Below are 17,249 nucleotides of genomic sequence, written 5' to 3' on the forward strand. Positions count from 1 at the left end.
AGGATGCGGTCTTCGACCCGGCCTCGTCCCCGCAACAGCGTCGACGACCTTCTTCCCCGCCTCCCTGCGGGAGGCTCCTCGCGGGACAACAAGCTCGGCTCCCGCCGTCCTCCGCTGGCGCTGCGGCCTTGCAGGTGCGGGGCGGCCGTCCCGGGGCTCCTGATCGCCACAAGGCCGCGATGGTCGCGGGCTTGGAACACAGCAAGAGGAGCTACATCATGTCCCAGATCGGCTCGTTCACCCGCAGCAACGATGGCGTCTACACCGGCGCGATCAAGACCCTCGCCATCGACGCCAAGGCGCGCCTCGTCCCCAGCGATCCCGCCTCCACCAGCGACAAGGCCCCCGACCTCCGGGTGGTCGTCTCAGGAGTCGAGATCGGCGCCGCATGGCGCCGGACCTCGAAGGAGGGCCGCACCTATCACTCGGTCAAGCTCGACGATCCGTCGTTCACCGCCCCCATCTACGCCAACCTGTTCGAGGGCGAGAACGGCGAATACGCGCTGATCTGGTCGCGCTGATCGGCGCCCGCGACGCCCTGCCACACTGCAGGGCGTCGCGGACTTCGCCCCGTTATTATGCGGAGCGACATCGCCGCCAAAGCCCCGGAAAGCCGCCACTCCCGGCGCCAGACTCCGCATAATCGCGCGCTACGCATAATCGATTTTATGCGGTGCACCGCATAAAATCGAGATCGGCGCCGCCTGGTCCAAGCGCTCCAACGAGGGCCGCGATTATCTCGGCCTCAAGCTGGACGATCCCAGCTTCACCGCTCCGATCTTCGCCAATCTGTTCGACGACGAGAGCGGCGAAGGCTACAGCCTCATCTGGTCCCGCCCGAGCCGCCGCAACGGCGACTGACCAGCACCGCCGCGCCCCGCCCAACCCAGGTGGGGCGCTCACCTTGCAAATTCCCAATATTGCTCATCGAGCACGGCCACGATCCACGAACACGGAAAATGACTCGAAGCACCGTTCGAAGACCCGCTCACGCGAGGGCGCGCTAGCCACTTTCGATAAGTTCTACCTATGGTCGAGGCTGGATCACCCGCTGATTGGAGCAGATCACGAGACGCTTCGAGCCGCGTGTTATCGCAACGTAGAGGTGCCTTGAATCCATCAGTTCCGGGTTCAGCACCACACAGATTTCAGCTTCCAGCCCCTTGAGCAACAAGGTGCTCCCAACCGTGCGCTTCGCCAGAGGTCGGCCGATAAGACGCGATTGCTCGCGCACCATAGTTGCGGCATCCGAGGGAGACATCTCTGGGGAAGCACCGCATGTTTTGAGCATGCTGTGAGCGGCTCTCAGGATCGCCGGTCGGTGCGCTCGCACACCTCCCTGCTCGGAAATCGCGCCCAGCAATGCGGCTGCGCCACGATAACATGGCGCTTCCGCAAATTGGATCGCGACTTGTTCGGCATTTGAAGCTTCACGCCGTGCACGACCGCTTCGGAGGGATTCGACACGGGTGAGCAGGTCTGCCGCGCCGACATTTGTCATCACCGAACCGGCGAATTCAACAAGCTGGCGCAGTGAATTGGGAGAACCGAGATCGAACCCGTCGGCGAAGGCGATAAGATCTGTAAGGTCGACGTTTTCGACGGTCACCGCGCCGGGGATGTGCTTCGCAAAATCTCTCTGGGCTGCCGGCCGCGTGTCGGCGATGAGAATGACCTTCTCATCAGCTCGCGCCGCGATGCGACCCGCGCCAAGCCGTAATTCGTGGTCGCGGTCGTCGCCGTGGAGTTGGACCCATGTCACGTTTCGAGGCAGCGCGCCCAGATCGAGCGCGCCACCAACCGCTAGGTGCTGGCGCATATGAAGCAACCAGACGCCAAAGGCGTCTTCACCGACGCGAACCCATCGCTGGGGAATTTGAAGCTGCCCTGCTAGCGGAAAATGCTGCAGGACATGGTCGGTCCAACTCGCCAACGGATCTCCGAACCCAAAGATCGCTTGCATGGGATCACCTAGCACGCAGGTGCGTAGGGCACTGGCGGCGTAATAAACGATTGCGTGCTGCCGAAGAGAGCAGTCTTGGTATTCGTCAACGAACAGCCGATCATAGGTCGCGGTTAATATGTCGTTGACGTGACCCGCCTTGAGCAGGCGTCCGGCAGCGTTCCGGATTTCCCGGTAGTCACGGCCTCTGTCTCGAAGCTCCAGATTTATCGGGTTGATGCCCGATCGCGTCGGAAATGCGTTGACGAGCCGGATGGCCCATCCGTCGATCGTCGCCAGGCGGTAACGCGAGACAGGCACCCGTTCGCGCTCGAGCTTCGCGCGGAGCGATGCCACGCCCGCGTTGGTATGCGTCAAAACCAGCACCGGCTTGGAGCCGGTATGCCGGGACAAAGCATGGGCGATGAGGTGCGTCTTGCCGCACCCTGCCGGCGCGGTGATCGTGCCCCGATCGATTGTGAGAAGTTCGATCTCAACCGACAACGGTCATCCAATTCCAAAGCCCGTCGATCACGGCGCGGAACGCGGGATCGGCCAAATGAAGGTTTGGCCCGACGATGTCGCGACCGATTTCCTCATATCTGCTGACCGACTTGAACCAGTCGTTCTGTTTGCTCTTCGATGCGACTGTCATGGCAACACGGCTCTGAGGCGAGACCACTGCCTGACAGTGGGCAAGTCCTAACAAATTGCTAGAGGCATTGCGGAGCTGCGCGTCGACGATGTCGGGTCCGAGCCATTCAACGGCTTTGCTCAAGAGTGCCAGAACAGCCGCATCGTTCATGCTGGCGAACAACTCGTCCTCCAGCGCCCGGCTTGGCCGCCAACAGAAGACCGAACCGCCGGCGACTCTAAACGCTGCTTCGTCGGCGGCACCAGGCTGGACATCGTCATCGCGCAGGGAGGCTACTCGATAGGCAAGCGATATGAAGGGGCGCGCTCTGCCGTAAATTTTGGAGACGCCCTTTGCGTCGACTAGGCTGACGCCGAAGGCATGAATCGAAAGATGCCCATTGGTCTCGCAATATAGGTCGAGCCCGCGGATCAGCCCGACCTCACTCGCGCCTTCGCAGACCAGCACCTTTGGTGCCAGGAACGCTTCTGGATGGGTCCGAATGGTCCCCTGCACCTCGTCGGCCAATCCGACACGGTTGGCTTGATGCACGCCGTCTCGCTTTCGTAGAATGATGAGTTGGTCCCCGGTCAGTTCTCTCAGAGCGATGGGAGAATGGGTGGTCAGGAATGCTTGAAGTGGGGGCGGCATTTCCTTGGCTCCGATCGACCCGAGCAGCCGCACGATGCGATGCGGTTCCAGCCCGAATTCCAGTTCGTCGATCAGAATGACAGTGGCTTCAGCAGCTGCCTTCCGCTGCAAACCAGCCAACAGGAGACGAGTCGAGCCGATACCAAGAGCGCGGAGGGGAACCCCGTCCGGGCCATGCAAGGCGATAGTCCCGCCGCTGAACGATACCGAGTGAGCGTCGAGCATGGCTTTGAGCTTGCCGCCCGTGGCAATACCAAGCTCATTGGCCGTATCAGTGACGATCTGAAGGGTCTCGCCGAGCTTCTCTTCCGCCGCATCACCAAACGCCGCTCGCGCATCACGGGCAGCCTTCGCAAGCGCGGCGGAGTTATCGGCGCGTTCATCTGAGAGTCGGTTGAGCACCGACCCCCGACGCCAAGCCAGATTATAGTCGGCCAGCGCTCCGATGCGGTTGGGGGCCAAGCGGATGCGATCTGCCCACGTTAAAAATCGGCTCTGACCTTGAGCTTGAGCACGGTCTGACACGAGCGTCCAGATGGGTTCCAGATCGCTTCCAATCGCCATGTTGACCGTGAGAACCGTCTCACTAGCCACTTCGGGCTCATCTTCGATTGTACCGGTCTGGGCGTCGAAGCTACGCAAATAGAGGCCGTAAGCCTCCATACTCTTCAATGCATCATCCAACTCGCCAATGGTAATCGAGATCGAGATGGGCTGTTCGACATCTAGCCGGTAAAAATCGGCATCCGTAATCGTGATGCTGCGTCGTGCGCCGAGACAGTAATCTATGGCATCTAGCACGGAAGACTTACCGGAATCCCCCGGGCCAATTAGGCAGTTGACACCAGGCGACGGCATCCAATCCAGCGACTGGATGCACCGAAAATTCCTGATCGCTATGTGACGTATGCGGGCCACCCATGCCCTCCTGTGAAAATTAGAGCATAGTTATCGCTGTTTTCATCTGGGCACTACTGAAAGTTGGTCGCCATCCACAACGAACCGTTGAGAAAGTGGCGCACTCGAACTTGGGTTTGCTCAGGGTGTCGACGGCAGCTAATCCGTCACTTCTGATTCAGACACGGTTTGTCCTCGTCCCGACACGGGACGCGCCGATGCGGCCCCGGACGTCCTTCAGCTCCACTTAGATAACGCCGAGGTCGGAGCCGTTCGACGGCGGCGCTTCGATGATCACCGGCGAAAATCCGCTGGCGCCCACGTTCGGTGTCCGCCGCGTCTCTCGGCGCCATTTATACACGAGGCCCGTGCAGATATCCTCGTGACGCGCCGCCTCCGCGACTACCGCGCCGGGCTCCGCGAACGCCGCCAGAATCCGAACCCGGTCTTCTTCGCTCCATCGACGACGCCGCTCGTCACCCTTGCTCAATGTCGTCCGACTCATGCTGTGCAGCTAGCCTCGCTCATAAAGCCTACTTAGCTGCGCAGCATCACACTTCCCCCGATTTGAAAACGCGGCCCACGGCGGAGGGATACACGTCAGTCGTCCTCTGAGTTAGTCATCCGTTCGGCTCGTAGGGCTTCTTCAAGCCGGCTCCGCAAATCACCATCACTGACGAAATCCCTTAGGCGATCGGACACGAACGCCTGTGTGCGCGTGACGATCGCGCTGTCGAACGATGCCCATCCCAACGGGACAGCGTACCCGAACGAAGCGCCGATTGGCGCATGGACCAGAGCCGCGGCCGCGACGTTTGGGATGACAAGAAGCTCCAGCGCCGCGGGTATATCGCTGGTGTCGGCAAGTTGAACCGCGTCGAAAGTCTTTTCGATGTACCATCCGACTTTGCCGGTAAATAGGCACACCGTCGCAATCTCGACCGCGCTCGAGGGAGCTGCTGCCGCGATCCTTTGGCGTAGATAGGAAAGCGTGTCCCGCTGTTGCGTGGTCGCTCCCCAAAGCCCGGTCTGCGGAGCAACGGATAGGACGAACTCCGGCGGCTTAGCGCTGCTCCGCAATCCGTAGTCCACGACATCGATCAGCCGTTTGGCGTTGCTTTCGCTGTAGAGCGGGCCAACGACGGGGACTGTCTTACGGTCTGCGCGCGGCTCACCGGCCCGGCCCACCGCCTCTCGCCAGTAGCGGTTCACATTTAGGCCACTGCGTATGACAAACTCCTTTAGAAAATCGGGTGCCAACTCGGTAAGAAGGTCGTAGGCGAGTGGTGCATTAACCTGACTGGCATTGATCCTGAGGTCATCGACCATTTTTGCCGCCGCACTCTCGATATGCGGGCGGTCGGCCATCTCATGCTCGTCGCGCCACGAATTCAGGTCGACTTCGGGAAGGCTCGGGGCGGATGCCTGCGCAAAGGTTCGTATGCGCATCGGTACCTGGAAACGGTCCTTGGGGATTACGCGGTCTACCGAATACAGGTCTCGCTGCTGGGTTTGCTCTTTGTCGCGGCGTTCGGACAACTCGTGGAAAAATCGGCCAAAGCGCTCGAACACGCGGTCCGCCACTTTTGCGGTTGCTGCCGCGTCCATGATGGGAATTTCGGGAAGAGCTTGCTCCACAGTATCGAGAGAGCGAGGTGACTGCGGCGCAATAGCAAGCAGGTCAAATCCAAAATCGCGAAGGCGCGCCTCGACGCTGAAAATGGCCGGATCGTCAGCGCCGTCATGGAAAAGCGCTTCGCCCGCTGAGGTAAGGTAAAGGCGGCTGTCCCGGCGCTCCACGAAGCCTGGGCCTGTCGCCTCGTTAAGGACATAGCCGATCTCTGTTTGCGCGTAACCGAAGAACGCCGCAGCGGACTCTTCCGCGATCCCCGGCACGGCCTTCACGAGCCGCAGGAGGAACTCGAGGCTCTGGCTGACTTTGCCGAGAATTGCGACCTTGTAAGCCACCTCGTATCTTCGGCACGGCAGGAGCACGTCAAATACGCCGATTTCAACCTTGCGGTCTTCGTCGGCTGAGACAAGTTCATGTCCCTTCAGGCGTAATATCGGCCGCGCTTGATTAGCCATGCGAATCTCCGTCGGCGCGCGTTTTCCGCTTACGGCTGCCGGCTTCGTCGGTTTTGGGCGCCACTGTGCGTCCGATGATTTCCTGGGCGTCGAGCACGCGCGCTGTACCCTTCGCAACTTGGCTTTCAAACGCCTTGGTCATCCGTCCCATCGGCCCATGCGGCGACCAGCGCCCACGCAGGCCCACGACCACCAAGCGGTCCATCGCGCGACTGGCCGCTACGTTGATCCGGTTTGGTATGTTTAGGAATCCTTCGCGCACGCGTTGCACACCGTCCTCCATCGGCCCTTCTTCGTTGTTCCTCACCAGAGACAGAAGGATGATCGGGTTCTCCTTGCCCTGATAGCTATCCACCGTTCCCACCTTAAGATGGCGATCGAGAAGGTAAGCGAGCGCAGATTGGAGGATTTTCCTGCGGATCAGGTCGCGCTGAGCCGCATACATGCAAATCACGCCAATACCTGCGGGATGTTTCTGCTGTGTAGTGAGCCAGTTTCGGAACGGGTCGTGTCCGTGCCAATCCTCCAGCATCGCGACGATTGCGTCAGCTTCGGCGCGATTGATGCGACTGTTGCCGTTATCTTCCGGGCGCTCCGCTGCAGCCTCGCCCATGCCGTCGGTCTCGACCCATAACAAGGGAATATCGAGGCCTGGAGGAAGCAAAGCGGGCTCGATTTCCGGGGCTTCGCGTCCGGGTTCTAAGCGCAGATCGCGATAAAACGCCTCGGAGACGACCTGCCCAATTGGGGCAAGCATCCGGTACTGTGTTTTGAGCCGCGCACCCGCGGCTCGACCATAAGGCGTGGTGAACACCCGTTCGAAATCGCTGCGCTTGATTTCGCGTTTCGAGATACCGGTACGCTTGGCGACCTCTTTTACAACTTCGGCCTTATGTTGAGGCTCTAGCTGGGCGTGATCGCCGACGAGCACCGCCCACCGCGCCGCCTGTAAGGGCACCAGCAGTTCGCTTGCAGTACAGCGCGCGGCCTCGTCGATGATCACGAGATCAAAGGCGGTGGTTGTGATGCCAAGCGACGTGCGGCCGAGGCCGACGCATGTGCCGGCGACGATCTGTCGCGTGCCGGCAAGGAAGCTTTCAAAGCTGCGTTGTGTCCGCGAAACGCTGCCGACAAAATCGCGGCCTATGTTTGCGGCGCGATAGAGTCGGCTGATGCGGTCGGCGCCGGCGCCGGCCGCGTTTGCATGGCGGCGCATGATCGCTTGGGCGACGTCATCAGGAAAAGAGAGCCATTCTCGTTCGGCGTCTTCCTCAAGCAGGTCCGCGATCTCAAGTATTTCCAGATGCTGCCGCAATGTATCGAGGAGGCTATGCAGGCGTTGCTGGTCGTTGTCCGCCTGCTGAACCAGTTCAGCGATCTTTTCCGTCAGCGGCCGGACGGTTGTTTCGATTGCGGTAATCTCGTCCGCCGCAGTCTCTGGGAGTCCAAGGGCGCGCGCAATCTCCGCCAGTCTGTCGCGGAAGGAAGCGCGGAATCGATCTTTGAACGCCTGTTCGACCTTGGGCGTGTGATATGCGCGCAGCGGTAGGGAAACTTGGTTTTCATCCCTGCCGATACGCAGCAGACTTGGCTGCGTTCCGCCGTTGCGAAACAGGGTAAGCACTGCTTCTGCCGCCGTGTTTACAGCCTCGTGAGACTGGCTCGCCAGCAATACGTTGCGCGCGAGCCCTTCTGTAAGAGCGTAGTGGGCAAGCGCCGCGATGAAGCGTGTCTTGCCAGTCCCGGGCGGACCCTGCAACATGCCGACCGGTCTGTTTGAAACGATGCGGCGGAAGGCGGCCTTTTGATCGTCATTTAGTTCATACTTGTCCAAAGTGTCGGGGCCAGGTTGATGGGCGACAGTATGTGGTACCATTTGAGTGCGGGGGTCGAATACGCCGAGAAGATCGCGTGATCGTCCGTTGCCCGCCAAAATCCGATCCACTGCGTCGGTTCTGCGCTTCAGGCTTTGTTTTTCCAGATGGCTCCAGAAACGCAGGCGTTGACCAGCATCGATAAGCCGCGACTGGCGGCCGGCGTTGGTATCGCTGGCGTCTATGACGACGATGTCAGAGCGCGAAGCCTGGAGATCTAGCTGCCCGATTCGCCGCCATCTTCCCTTTCTGTCCTGTCGTTCAACGCCGACCGTATCATGACGCGCGAACTCGAAAGCGCCGCTTTCCAGTTCGATGGGCACTTTTTGACGATTGGACGCGCGATCGAATACACTGTCGAGCTGCGCGATACCTTCGATCGTAAGTTCGTTTTCAACATCGACCAGCGCGCGCCATAGGGTCGGGACGTCGATGGACGCTGGTGCAACGACCGGGCTCGCGGCGATCTCTTCTGCGAGCTTGTCCTCGGCGATCTCTTCAGCGACCCTGATGTCGGACTGATCCTCTGGATCAGATGTCGCAGGAAGTGCGCCGGCGCGTTCGGAATCGATTCGCGCCTTAACTTCGGGCAGCGCGAGTAGCGGTGCCAGGTTGGACAGGTCCGTTACGACGCTGCTGGCCACCGTTAGGCTGGCCTTGATCATGTGGAATTCATGGGCGGAGTTGCGTTTGATTTGACGCTGCTCCAGTTTCCGCCGCCAGGCGGAAATCATCTGTCCGCGATTGTCCAGCCGCACCTCGAGTTCCTCGAAGGCGCCCCGGAGAATCAGCGAGAGCGTGCCGCGCGCAGTATCGTTGCGAACGCGCAGGAAGATGTAGCCTTCATCAGGGTCGATCGGACCAATGGTCACCCCGACAACACTGACCGTAAATGCGATTAGCGCATCGGCCTCTAGAGTTGCTTCCGAGGTTAGGGTCTTGGCCAGAGCAGCCTCGATCGCGTCCAGAAGCGGTAGCAACGTAGAGAGACATGGCTCCTTTTCACGACAGGTAACTACAGCCTTGGCGATAGCAAGGCTATCCTGTTCACTGAGCTCCGCGTGAGCCACCACTTCTTCCGCAATCTTTGTAACGGCAAAGCGATCGCGTTCAAAAAGGCCTCCGGACGGCGGAGCGTAAGCCGATGAGAGGCGCTCACCATCGGAGTGCGGCGAAAAATCAATCGCGTCGATGAGGACGGGAATGGAATTTGCCGTTATTACGATGTTGTCCGGCTTGATATCGCCGTGTCCCTGGCCGGACGCGTGAAGCGCCTCCACGGTAAGGATCAGGCTCTCAGCGAACGTCAGGGCGTCCGTGGGCAAACGGAAGGTGTCTGGTGTATTGGTGAGGACCTCGGTCAAGGTCGGACCGGCGATCCAGTCTTGGACGAGGGCGATTGCATCGCCCAGCCATAATATTTCCCGCACGGTTGGCAGGCCTGCTGGGCGATCGGCTTTGGCGGCGGCCGCTTTTTCCAGGAAGGCCAGGATAGCCGCACCTTCGCGCGCTGTATCGCCCCATGAGGCTTGTTTCCATAGCTTGACGACCACCGGTTCATCACCGCTCTGGCTTTGCCAGATCTCGACTTGGTCGTTCTCGACAATGAGATTCCCTTTCTCGGGATAGGCCGACATTAGTTGTCGAATCGACTTGGTCGAGCTGCGATGACGTTCAAGTCCGGTGATGACTTCCTGCGGTGTTGGGCGCTGGGCTGTGGCTTGGTTGAAGGCGCGCAGAGCTGTGATGGCGTCGGGAAACCGACGCGCGCCGTCAATCTCCAGCGCTTCGGAGAACCAGTCATGCAGCAGCTGGAAGACGCCTTTGACGTCAACGTTCGAGTTCCATTCCGGAGGGCTGTCGTCGGGTATTTTCCCAAACAACAGCTGATGAATAGCGACTGCAATGAGAAACACGTCGCGGCATTTTGGGCCGTGATCGACGTTCAGATGGTCCTCGGGTACGTCGACGCTCGCGAGAAATTGGTAGCGCGATTCTCCCAGCGATTTCATCTCTGGGAAACGAGCAGCCATAAGATGCGAGAACTTGGCGGTCGTCGGCGTCTCCAGCCAGATACTGTGACTGCCGAGGTCGAGATGGGCTACACCCTGAGTATGGAGGCTCGCCGCAGAAGCCAGGATTTGACGCGCAAGCTCAATCTTTTCGCTTGGCGCAAGACGCTTTGCTTCTGTCGTGGCGAATACAGCTAGCCGCTGTAATCGACGTCGGCGGTCATAGACCTCCCAGTAATAAACTCCCTTTTCAGGGTCGTCTACCTTGGGCGGCAGAAGTATTTGTTCTGTTTCGCTGCTGCGATCTTTCAGCCAGTGGTAGATAAGGTGTTCGCGCCCTGCGATTTCGAGCCGTCCTTCTTCATTTTGGAACCGGGTATCCTGGCATTTTGTAAAATCCCATAGGCGTAAGGTGCCAAGATTGTTTTTATTGCCTTCTTCCTCTGCATCGTATTCGCAGTAAATGTTCTTTGGGTGCGTGAAGGTCGGTGCATCGTCCGCAGTAAAACGTTCGAATCGCCGGCGCCCCGGCTTAAACGGCGAGGCAGGACCTGCGTTGAAAAAACTAAATAAGTATTGCCTCCAAAATGGGTCGGTGAGAGGCCGGGACAGAAATTCAGTAGGGACGTTTCCGAAAGCTTCTCTCTCGCTGCGATCGTCTTTCAAGAAGCTTAGGAACTCGGTCGTGGTAATGACCTTCGCTCTCTCGGTTTCGGCTATGTCACGACGATCCGCCTGACCCGTTAGGACCACCAAACCTACTAACCACGGGACAGGAAGCCCCTTTGTCTCTGGCTGACGACGCAGCGCTTGCTTCAGCAGCGGATGTAGGTCGTGCACAATCCCGTTGATCTTTGCGACGGGCGAAAGATCTTTATCGACGCCGTTGAGGTGCCATCGACCGTCCACACTCGCGATTTTTCCGTGCCAATCTTTTAGATCGATTAGGAAAATGCGGCGGTTCGAGACAATGACGAGGTCGACCTCGCGAGCTTTTCCGACCCCAAGTACCAAGTCCAAATTCGTGAATGCATACCAGTCGTCTGGCAGTTTCCGTAATTGGTCGATGCCCTTGATCTCTCGTTTGTGAACGCCACGACCGGCATTGGTGATCTTCATAAGCCCGGCCCATAAGCTCTACTAACAATCATGAACATCCTACTCTCGGTTCGATGGACACCACGTCAAACTAACGAACTCAAGTAAACACGCCCTTAGCCGACATTCGCCGGATGAACTACGATTTTGAGCCTATCCTGACCCGACTGATGGGTTTCGGCAAGCCCATAGCGCCGGCAAGCCGCGTGAACGGGGCTGCGGCTCGGCGAATGCCACGCCGAGCGGCGGAAATTGTCGAGTTTCCGTTCATCGGGACGCATCTTTCCGGTCGTTTTCAATCAGACACGCGAACACGCTACGCCGTTGAATGCGATCGGCGGCGGCCGAAGTTCGGCGATCATTTGAAGAATCTCCGCGAGCAGGGTTTTCGGAACCGCGGCCTCCGCGATTTGAACGGCGACGTGGCGGGCGTGGCTCACTACCTTCGCGCCGATTTTTATCAGCTTTTCCTTGATCGTCGTCAGCGACCATTCCTTGATCGGCTCCGGCGTCGCCAGCGTGCGCAGGAAATTGCCGAGATTGTAGGCGAGCGCATGAAGCTAAAGGCGCGCGGCGTTGGCGGCGAAAGACCGGCATGACAGCCGTGTCCATTTGATCGCGCCCTTGCCTTCCTTGATGTATTGCTCGCACGTCCCGCGCTTGTTGTAGAAACCGACGACGCGCTCGGCGCGGCGCACCATGTTGGTGACGATGAAGCCGACGCGCGGACAAAGTTCGCCCGGATGCCAGACGAGATCAACCGCGAGCTTTCGGCTTGCTTCGCTTGAGAAGATCGGCGGGCTCGACGCCGAATGCGTCAGCGATCCGACCTATAATACTCACCCTAGCCGACACATTGGCGCGCTCGATCGCACCGACATAGCGAGAACTCAGCTGCGCCTTCTCGGCGAGCGCTTCCTGCGTCCATTTCCTGGCGTTACGCAGGCGACGCACATTCGTCGCTATGACCTCCTCGATTTCCATCGTGGCATGGAAGCCGAGTCAAGAACGTTCATTCCAGGAACGAACATTCCGATTCGTCGGCAACCATGCTACGTTTGGCCTCCGCCGATCCGGTGGGTCTTCCACCCCAGCGAACAACGCGATGCGCCGATTGCATCACTGTCGGAATAGAACCCCAACCAATCCTGGGATATAATCCCGCTGTCTCGCCATGAATTCGCCGGCATAGAGCGACAGGCAGTTCCGCAATGAGCGCGCCAGCCTTCGAAGATCGTCCGCCGCTCACCGAGCATGTGAACGCCTACGACCAGCGCCACCTCGCGACCTACCTGCGACTGCTGGACGCCGACGAAGAACGCGCCGATTGGCGCGAGGTCGTCGCGGTGATTTTCGGGATCGATTCGGAGCGCGAGCCGGGACGGGCGAAGATCATCCATGAAAGCCATTTGGCCAGAACGAGATGGATGTCCGCAGCCGGCTATCGGCAGCTTTTGGGCACGCGCGCGCAATAGTCTCTCTTCCCGCCTGCCATAAAAAGGTCACGGGCGCTCGCGGCACGCGATGCAACCCTTTGGGCTAGTTTTGGTTCTGCCATTCCGGAATCGTCGAAGTCGCCGCTCGAGCTACGAGGCCAAGCCGAGGAGCGCTTCATGCCAACGAATTTTTGGAAATCTCCTGATTCCGTCAAGCAATTGAACGACCTGGACCCTTCCGGTTTCGCGCTCGAATTCCTGCGCCGGAATCCGGAATATCGCCAGGATTATCGTGAGACGCTGAGACGGATCGAACGCGGCGCCGTCGACGAAGCGACCGCCCTTTCGACCCTCGCGCGTCGCTGGGGGTTGCAGTTTCGCCCACGACCCGGAATCGCCGGCAGGAAGGGAGCCAGCGCTCTGGCTCCCTGAGGTCGACCCCGCTACGCTGATCATCGCTTCGGCGCCGCCCCGCTTCACGGCGGATGGGACCTTCGATCCGACCGCCTTCGGCAAGGTCGTCGCCGACAGGTCCGATGAGGGGGACAGGCGAGTCGTAATCAGCGACGCCCGAGGCGAGTTTCATGTCTGGATGAACGAAGGCGCGCCGCGCCGTCCCGCGATCATCTTGCCGCTCGACGCGTCGCTCGAAATCCGGCTCGAAGTCGCGTCGCGATTCGTCCGCCGCCTTCAGGGTGGCGCCGCAGGGCCGCTTCCTCGCGCGCTGCAATTGACCGCGCAGCGACGCGCGCGTCTCATCCTGTTGCTGCACGCGCTGGATTTCCGACTCGGCGGCGCGGGGCCACGCGACATCGCCGCGGCCCTGATCGACGCCGAGGACGCTACGCTTCCCGCGCTCGAGTGGAAGAGTTCGGCGACGCGCCGCAAGGCGAACCGTCTCATCCATGATTCCATGGCACTGATGAACGGCGGCTACAAGCGGCTGCTGCGCGGCGGCTGATGAACCTTCCGCATTCTCCGTTTCCTAGGACATCCCAGCGTGCGCCTCGCGGAAGGGGGGACACGGACCGGCCTCAAAACTTCGTCCTCCCCCTGCGCTTCTCTTCTCCGCCACGGTGATCTCGAAGCGTCGCGACCTCCCTGCGGCGCACCTCACCGCTACGGAGGCGTCTCTTGCGCGACAAATCACCCGAGGGCGCCACGCGCTTCGTCCGGACGCATGAAGCCGCGCGAATGCTCAGCCTCTCCGCGCGCACGCTCGAAAAATACCGATGTCACGGCGCCGGCCCGACGTTCCGCAAGCTCGGCGGGCGCGTCGTCTATGCGATCGAGGATCTGCAGGCCTGGGCCGATGGGGCCGCCTGCCGCTCCACGTCCGATCCGCAATATGTCGAAGCGCGCGACGCCGTCCGCGTCGATGCCGGCGTGCGCATCGCCCGCCTGAACTCCCACCGCTGAGGCGACGCCGCCATGTCGCGCCGCCTCCCCGTCATCTCGAGCGAGCGAAGCCGGCTCCACCCCTTCGTCATCGCGACGGGGGACGCATCACCCCGCGATCAGCGCGATCTCATGGAGCGGCCGTTCTTCTCGCTCGCCAAGGCGAAGCGCACGACGCCGATCCTCTACGAGGCGGCCGGCGCGCGCGTGGAAGTCTTCGCCATGCCCGAGCATGGCATGGCGACCATATGGGACGCCGACGTGCTCATCTGGGCGGCGAGCCAGATCGTCGAGGCCGAGAACCAGGGCCTCACGACCTCCCGCTTCCTGCGCTTCACGCCCTATCAGCTCCTCAAGGCCGTCGGACGGGCGACCGGCGCTCGTGACTACAAGCTGCTGAAAGGCGCGCTCACCCGCCTGCAATCGACGGCCGTCTGCACCACCATTCGCAACGGCGAGCATTGGCGTCGAAGCCAGTTCTCCTGGATCAACGAATGGGAGGAGTGCGTGACGCGCGACGGCCGCGTCGAAGGCATGGAATTCGTTCTCCCGGAATGGTTCTACCGCGGCGTCGTCGACCGCTCGCTCGTGCTCGCCATCGACCCAGCTTATTTCCGGCTGACGGGCGGCGTCGAGCGCTGGCTCTATCGCGTCGCCCGCAAGCACGCCGGTCGGCAGAGGTTGGGCTGGACCTTCGACATCCCGCATCTGCATCAAAAATCCGGCAGCCTCGCGACGCTCAGAAGTTTCGCCTTCGACATCCGACTCATCGTCCACCGGCAACCGCTCCCCGGTTATCGCCTACGGATCGAGCGCGAAGGTCGGCGCGAGCTGCTTCGCATCCTGCCGATCGACTTATCCACAGCCCCTGTGGATAAGCCTGTGGAAACGCTCGGGACTTCGGGAACACATGGTATCGGGATTTCGGGAGCAGCCCTATCGGGACTTCGGGAACGCGAAGGCCAGCTAACCCTATGGCCTGAAGGAAAAATCCGCGCTGCTAACTTGGAATCTAACATAGACTCTAACTTTTGTTTGCGCCCGGCGAATGTGGAAAACTCATCGGAGCATTCCCGCACACCGAAACTTCCGTCTGAAAAGACTACACCTGATACGACTTTCCGTAAATCCGGCTTTACGGACGATGCGACTTTCGAAGCGCCTGTTCCCTTCGGCGAAAGGGAAGGAGGCGCGTCATGATCGTCGCGCTACTCAACCAAAAGGGCGGCGTCGGCAAGACGACGCTCGCTTTGCATCTCGCCGGCGAATGGGCTCGGCAGGGAAAGCGCGTCACGCTGATCGACGCCGATCCTCAGGGCTCGGCGCTGGACTGGTCACAGCAGAGGGCGCGTGAGAACCTCGCGCGGCTGTTCACCGTCGTCGGCCTGCCGCGCGACACGCTCCACCGTGAGGCGCCCGAGCTGGCGCGCGGCGTCGACCATCTCGTCATCGATGGTCCGCCGCGCGTCGCCGGATTGATGCGCTCGGCGCTGCTCGCCGCCGATCTAGCGCTGATCCCGGTGCAGCCGTCGCCCTTCGACGGCTGGGCGTCTGCCGAGATGCTGGCTCTGCTCGGCGAGGCGCGCATCTATCGCCCGCAGCTCGCCGCCCGCTTCGTCCTGAATCGCTACGCCGCGCGCACCGTCATCGCGCGCGAAACGGTCGAAACGCTCGCCGATCATGATCCGCCGGCGCTCTCCGCCACCATCGGTCAGCGCATCGCCTTCGCCGACGCGGCGCAGACCGGCCGTCTCGTCTCAGAGCTCGCCGACGACACGCCCGCCGCGCGTGAGATCGTCGCGCTCGTCGCAGAGGTCGGGAGGATCGCGCCATGACGATCTTCGCGAACGTGGTGCACGATCCCTCGTCAGTTGTTGACGGACGCGCCGCATGAGCGAGCGCCCTGCAAAGCGCGGATTCGCGGCGCGTCCCGGCGACGCCGAGGGCTGGATCAGATCGGCCGACGCTCCCGCCCGACGCGCGAATGACTCCAGCGCTTTCAGCGCACGCCTGACGATCGACATCACGTCAGCGCTCCGCGGCCGCATCAAGATTGCCGCCTTTCGGCGCGGCGTCACCGTCGCCGACATGCTGCGCGACCTGCTCGCGCGCGAATTCCCCGACGATCCTGGAGAGACATCATGAACGACAACGAGCCACAATCCGCTCGCGTCGAAATGCCACGGCATCCCAGCGCTGCGCCTCTCACCCATGTCGAGCTGACCTGGATCGAGAAGAAGATCGAGTTCCGGATTCGCTTCGGCCATCGCGCCGCCGACAAGATTATCGATCGCCGACGCCGCATCGCCAGCTTTGCCCCCGGCAGCATCTTCTGCTTCGTCCGATGGGCGTCAAATGACTACGGCACGGTGATTTCGCGGATCGACGTCGTGCGCGCCGTCGGAGCCGGAGAGCGCTATCAGACGCTTCCTTTCGTGCGGCTCGGCGGCGAGATACTGCTACGCGTCGACGCCTGGCCGAGGGTCGAACGAGCGCTCCAGGCGATCGACGCCATAGAGGCGATCGACGTCGATCCGGCCGACGCGTCGCCGGACTATTGGCGGCATTTGCACAACCGTCTGGCCGTCGGCGACGAGCCGCGCGCCTACACGCGCGCGCAGCATGACGCGTGGCTGAAGCGCCGGAGCGTCGCGCCATGATCCGCCTCGGCTATGTCACGGCGACGCTCTCCTCTGTGCTGCTGATCGGAGGCCAGTCCTTCGTTCCTGTCACCCCATGGCTCATCTGGAACGCCACCGCGAGCACGCCGACGGGACTCTATGAGCTGCGACCTGCTCGCCTCCGCACCTTGGAACTGGTCGCGGTCCGGCCACCGGAGCCCATCGCGAGCTTCCTCGCCGACGGCGGCTTCCTGCCGAAGGGCGCGCTGCTCTTGAAGCATGTCTTGGCGCTCCCGGGACAGACCATATGCCGCGCCGGCCCCGTCGTCACTGTCGATGGCGTCGACGTTGGCGCAGCGCGAGATCGTGATCGTCTCGGCCGTCCGCTGCCGAGTTGGAGCGGCTGCCGGACGCTTCGGCCCGACGAGGTCTTTCTCATGAATCCGACCGTCCAGGACAGCCTCGACGGCCGTTACTTCGGTCCATTCCCCGTCACGTCGATCGTCGCTCGCGCGGTTCCGATCTGGACCGACGAAGAAGGCGACGGGCGCTTCATCTGGCGCGCCGCGGTCGACTGACACCCACAGGACTTTACCAA

At 61.1% G+C, this 17,249-nt stretch carries 16 protein-coding genes and 2 pseudogenes; 11 read left to right on the forward strand and 7 right to left on the reverse strand.

Translation table 11 applies throughout. The features are described from left to right. The first annotated feature begins 218 nt into the window (after positions 1-218). Together AC6IW9_RS12140 and AC6IW9_RS12145 are read left to right on the forward strand one after the other, a co-directional pair. Positions 219-521: a DUF736 domain-containing protein gene (locus AC6IW9_RS12140; protein ID WP_476160615.1), complete on the forward strand. Its 303-nt coding sequence runs from the start codon at positions 219-221 to the stop codon at positions 519-521. 163 nt (positions 522-684) lie between these two features. Continuing rightward, a pseudogene (locus tag AC6IW9_RS12145) lies at positions 685-861 on the forward strand (DUF736 domain-containing protein); the annotation flags it as partial. A gap of 166 nt (positions 862-1,027) precedes the next feature. Here AC6IW9_RS12145 and AC6IW9_RS12150 read toward each other — a convergent pair. The 7 genes and pseudogenes from AC6IW9_RS12150 to AC6IW9_RS12180 all read right to left on the reverse strand — a co-directional run bounded on the left by AC6IW9_RS12150 (position 1,028) and on the right by AC6IW9_RS12180 (position 12,180). After that, entirely contained in the window at positions 1,028-2,446 is a 1,419-nt protein-coding gene (locus AC6IW9_RS12150) for a UvrD-helicase domain-containing protein (protein ID WP_497763992.1), read from the reverse strand. Then, entirely contained in the window at positions 2,436-4,145 is a 1,710-nt protein-coding gene (locus AC6IW9_RS12155; RefSeq protein ID WP_497763993.1) for an ATP-dependent nuclease, read from the reverse strand. Before AC6IW9_RS12155 ends, AC6IW9_RS12150 begins: the two co-directional genes overlap by 11 nt. Before the next feature lie 226 nt (positions 4,146-4,371). Further along, complete coding sequence (locus tag AC6IW9_RS12160; protein WP_497763994.1) at positions 4,372-4,629, reverse strand: transposase; 258 nt, start codon at positions 4,627-4,629, stop codon at positions 4,372-4,374. A 95-nt stretch (positions 4,630-4,724) separates the two neighbouring features. Further along, positions 4,725-6,212: a hypothetical protein gene (locus AC6IW9_RS12165; protein WP_497763995.1), complete on the reverse strand. Its 1,488-nt coding sequence runs from the start codon at positions 6,210-6,212 to the stop codon at positions 4,725-4,727. After that, positions 6,205-11,217 carry an AAA domain-containing protein gene (locus AC6IW9_RS12170; RefSeq protein ID WP_497763996.1) on the reverse strand — a complete coding sequence of 1,671 codons (5,013 nt, stop codon included), beginning with the start codon at positions 11,215-11,217 and terminating at the stop codon, positions 6,205-6,207. Before AC6IW9_RS12170 ends, AC6IW9_RS12165 begins: the two co-directional genes overlap by 8 nt. Positions 11,218-11,495: 278 nt before the next feature. Continuing rightward, positions 11,496-11,945, reverse strand: a pseudogene (locus AC6IW9_RS12175) (transposase); the annotation flags it as partial. Positions 11,946-11,952: 7 nt separating this feature from the next. Beyond that, positions 11,953-12,180 carry a helix-turn-helix domain-containing protein gene (locus AC6IW9_RS12180; protein WP_497763997.1) on the reverse strand — a complete coding sequence of 76 codons (228 nt, stop codon included), beginning with the start codon at positions 12,178-12,180 and terminating at the stop codon, positions 11,953-11,955. A 227-nt stretch (positions 12,181-12,407) separates the two neighbouring features. Between AC6IW9_RS12180 and AC6IW9_RS12185 the strand changes: the two genes are divergently transcribed. The 9 genes from AC6IW9_RS12185 (at position 12,408) to AC6IW9_RS12225 (ending at position 17,229) form a co-directional block, all read left to right on the forward strand. Further along, positions 12,408-12,671 carry a DNA -binding domain-containing protein gene (locus AC6IW9_RS12185; protein ID WP_497763998.1) on the forward strand — a complete coding sequence of 88 codons (264 nt, stop codon included), beginning with the start codon at positions 12,408-12,410 and terminating at the stop codon, positions 12,669-12,671. A gap of 138 nt (positions 12,672-12,809) precedes the next feature. Next, positions 12,810-13,064, forward strand: coding sequence for a transcriptional regulator domain-containing protein (locus tag AC6IW9_RS12190; RefSeq protein ID WP_497763999.1), 255 nt, complete (start codon positions 12,810-12,812; stop codon positions 13,062-13,064). Positions 13,065-13,086: 22 nt separating this feature from the next. After that, entirely contained in the window at positions 13,087-13,593 is a 507-nt protein-coding gene (locus tag AC6IW9_RS12195; protein WP_497772511.1) for a DUF2285 domain-containing protein, read from the forward strand. A gap of 233 nt (positions 13,594-13,826) precedes the next feature. Then, a complete protein-coding gene (locus tag AC6IW9_RS12200; RefSeq protein ID WP_497772512.1) occupies positions 13,827-14,051 on the forward strand; it encodes a DNA-binding protein in 225 nt (74 codons plus the stop codon). Between the two features lie 12 nt (positions 14,052-14,063). Further along, a complete protein-coding gene (locus AC6IW9_RS12205) occupies positions 14,064-15,230 on the forward strand; it encodes a replication initiator protein A (protein WP_497764000.1) in 1,167 nt (388 codons plus the stop codon). Next, entirely contained in the window at positions 15,227-15,865 is a 639-nt protein-coding gene (gene parA, locus AC6IW9_RS12210; protein ID WP_497764001.1) for a ParA family partition ATPase, read from the forward strand. Before AC6IW9_RS12205 ends, parA begins: the two co-directional genes overlap by 4 nt. 55 nt (positions 15,866-15,920) lie before the next feature. Continuing rightward, the gene (locus AC6IW9_RS12215; protein WP_497764002.1) at positions 15,921-16,175 is read left to right on the forward strand and encodes a hypothetical protein; all 255 of its coding nucleotides are present in this window, start codon (positions 15,921-15,923) and stop codon (positions 16,173-16,175) included. Beyond that, on the forward strand, positions 16,172-16,690 hold the full coding sequence (locus AC6IW9_RS12220) for a DUF2840 domain-containing protein (RefSeq protein ID WP_497764003.1): 519 nt from the start codon (positions 16,172-16,174) through the stop codon (positions 16,688-16,690). The genes AC6IW9_RS12215 and AC6IW9_RS12220 overlap by 4 nt, the downstream gene beginning before the upstream one ends. Further along, positions 16,687-17,229, forward strand: coding sequence for a S26 family signal peptidase (locus tag AC6IW9_RS12225; protein ID WP_497764004.1), 543 nt, complete (start codon positions 16,687-16,689; stop codon positions 17,227-17,229). The genes AC6IW9_RS12220 and AC6IW9_RS12225 overlap by 4 nt, the downstream gene beginning before the upstream one ends. Positions 17,230-17,249: the final 20 nt, after the last annotated feature.

It is taken from the genome of Methylosinus sp. shoA (assembly GCF_059718125.1).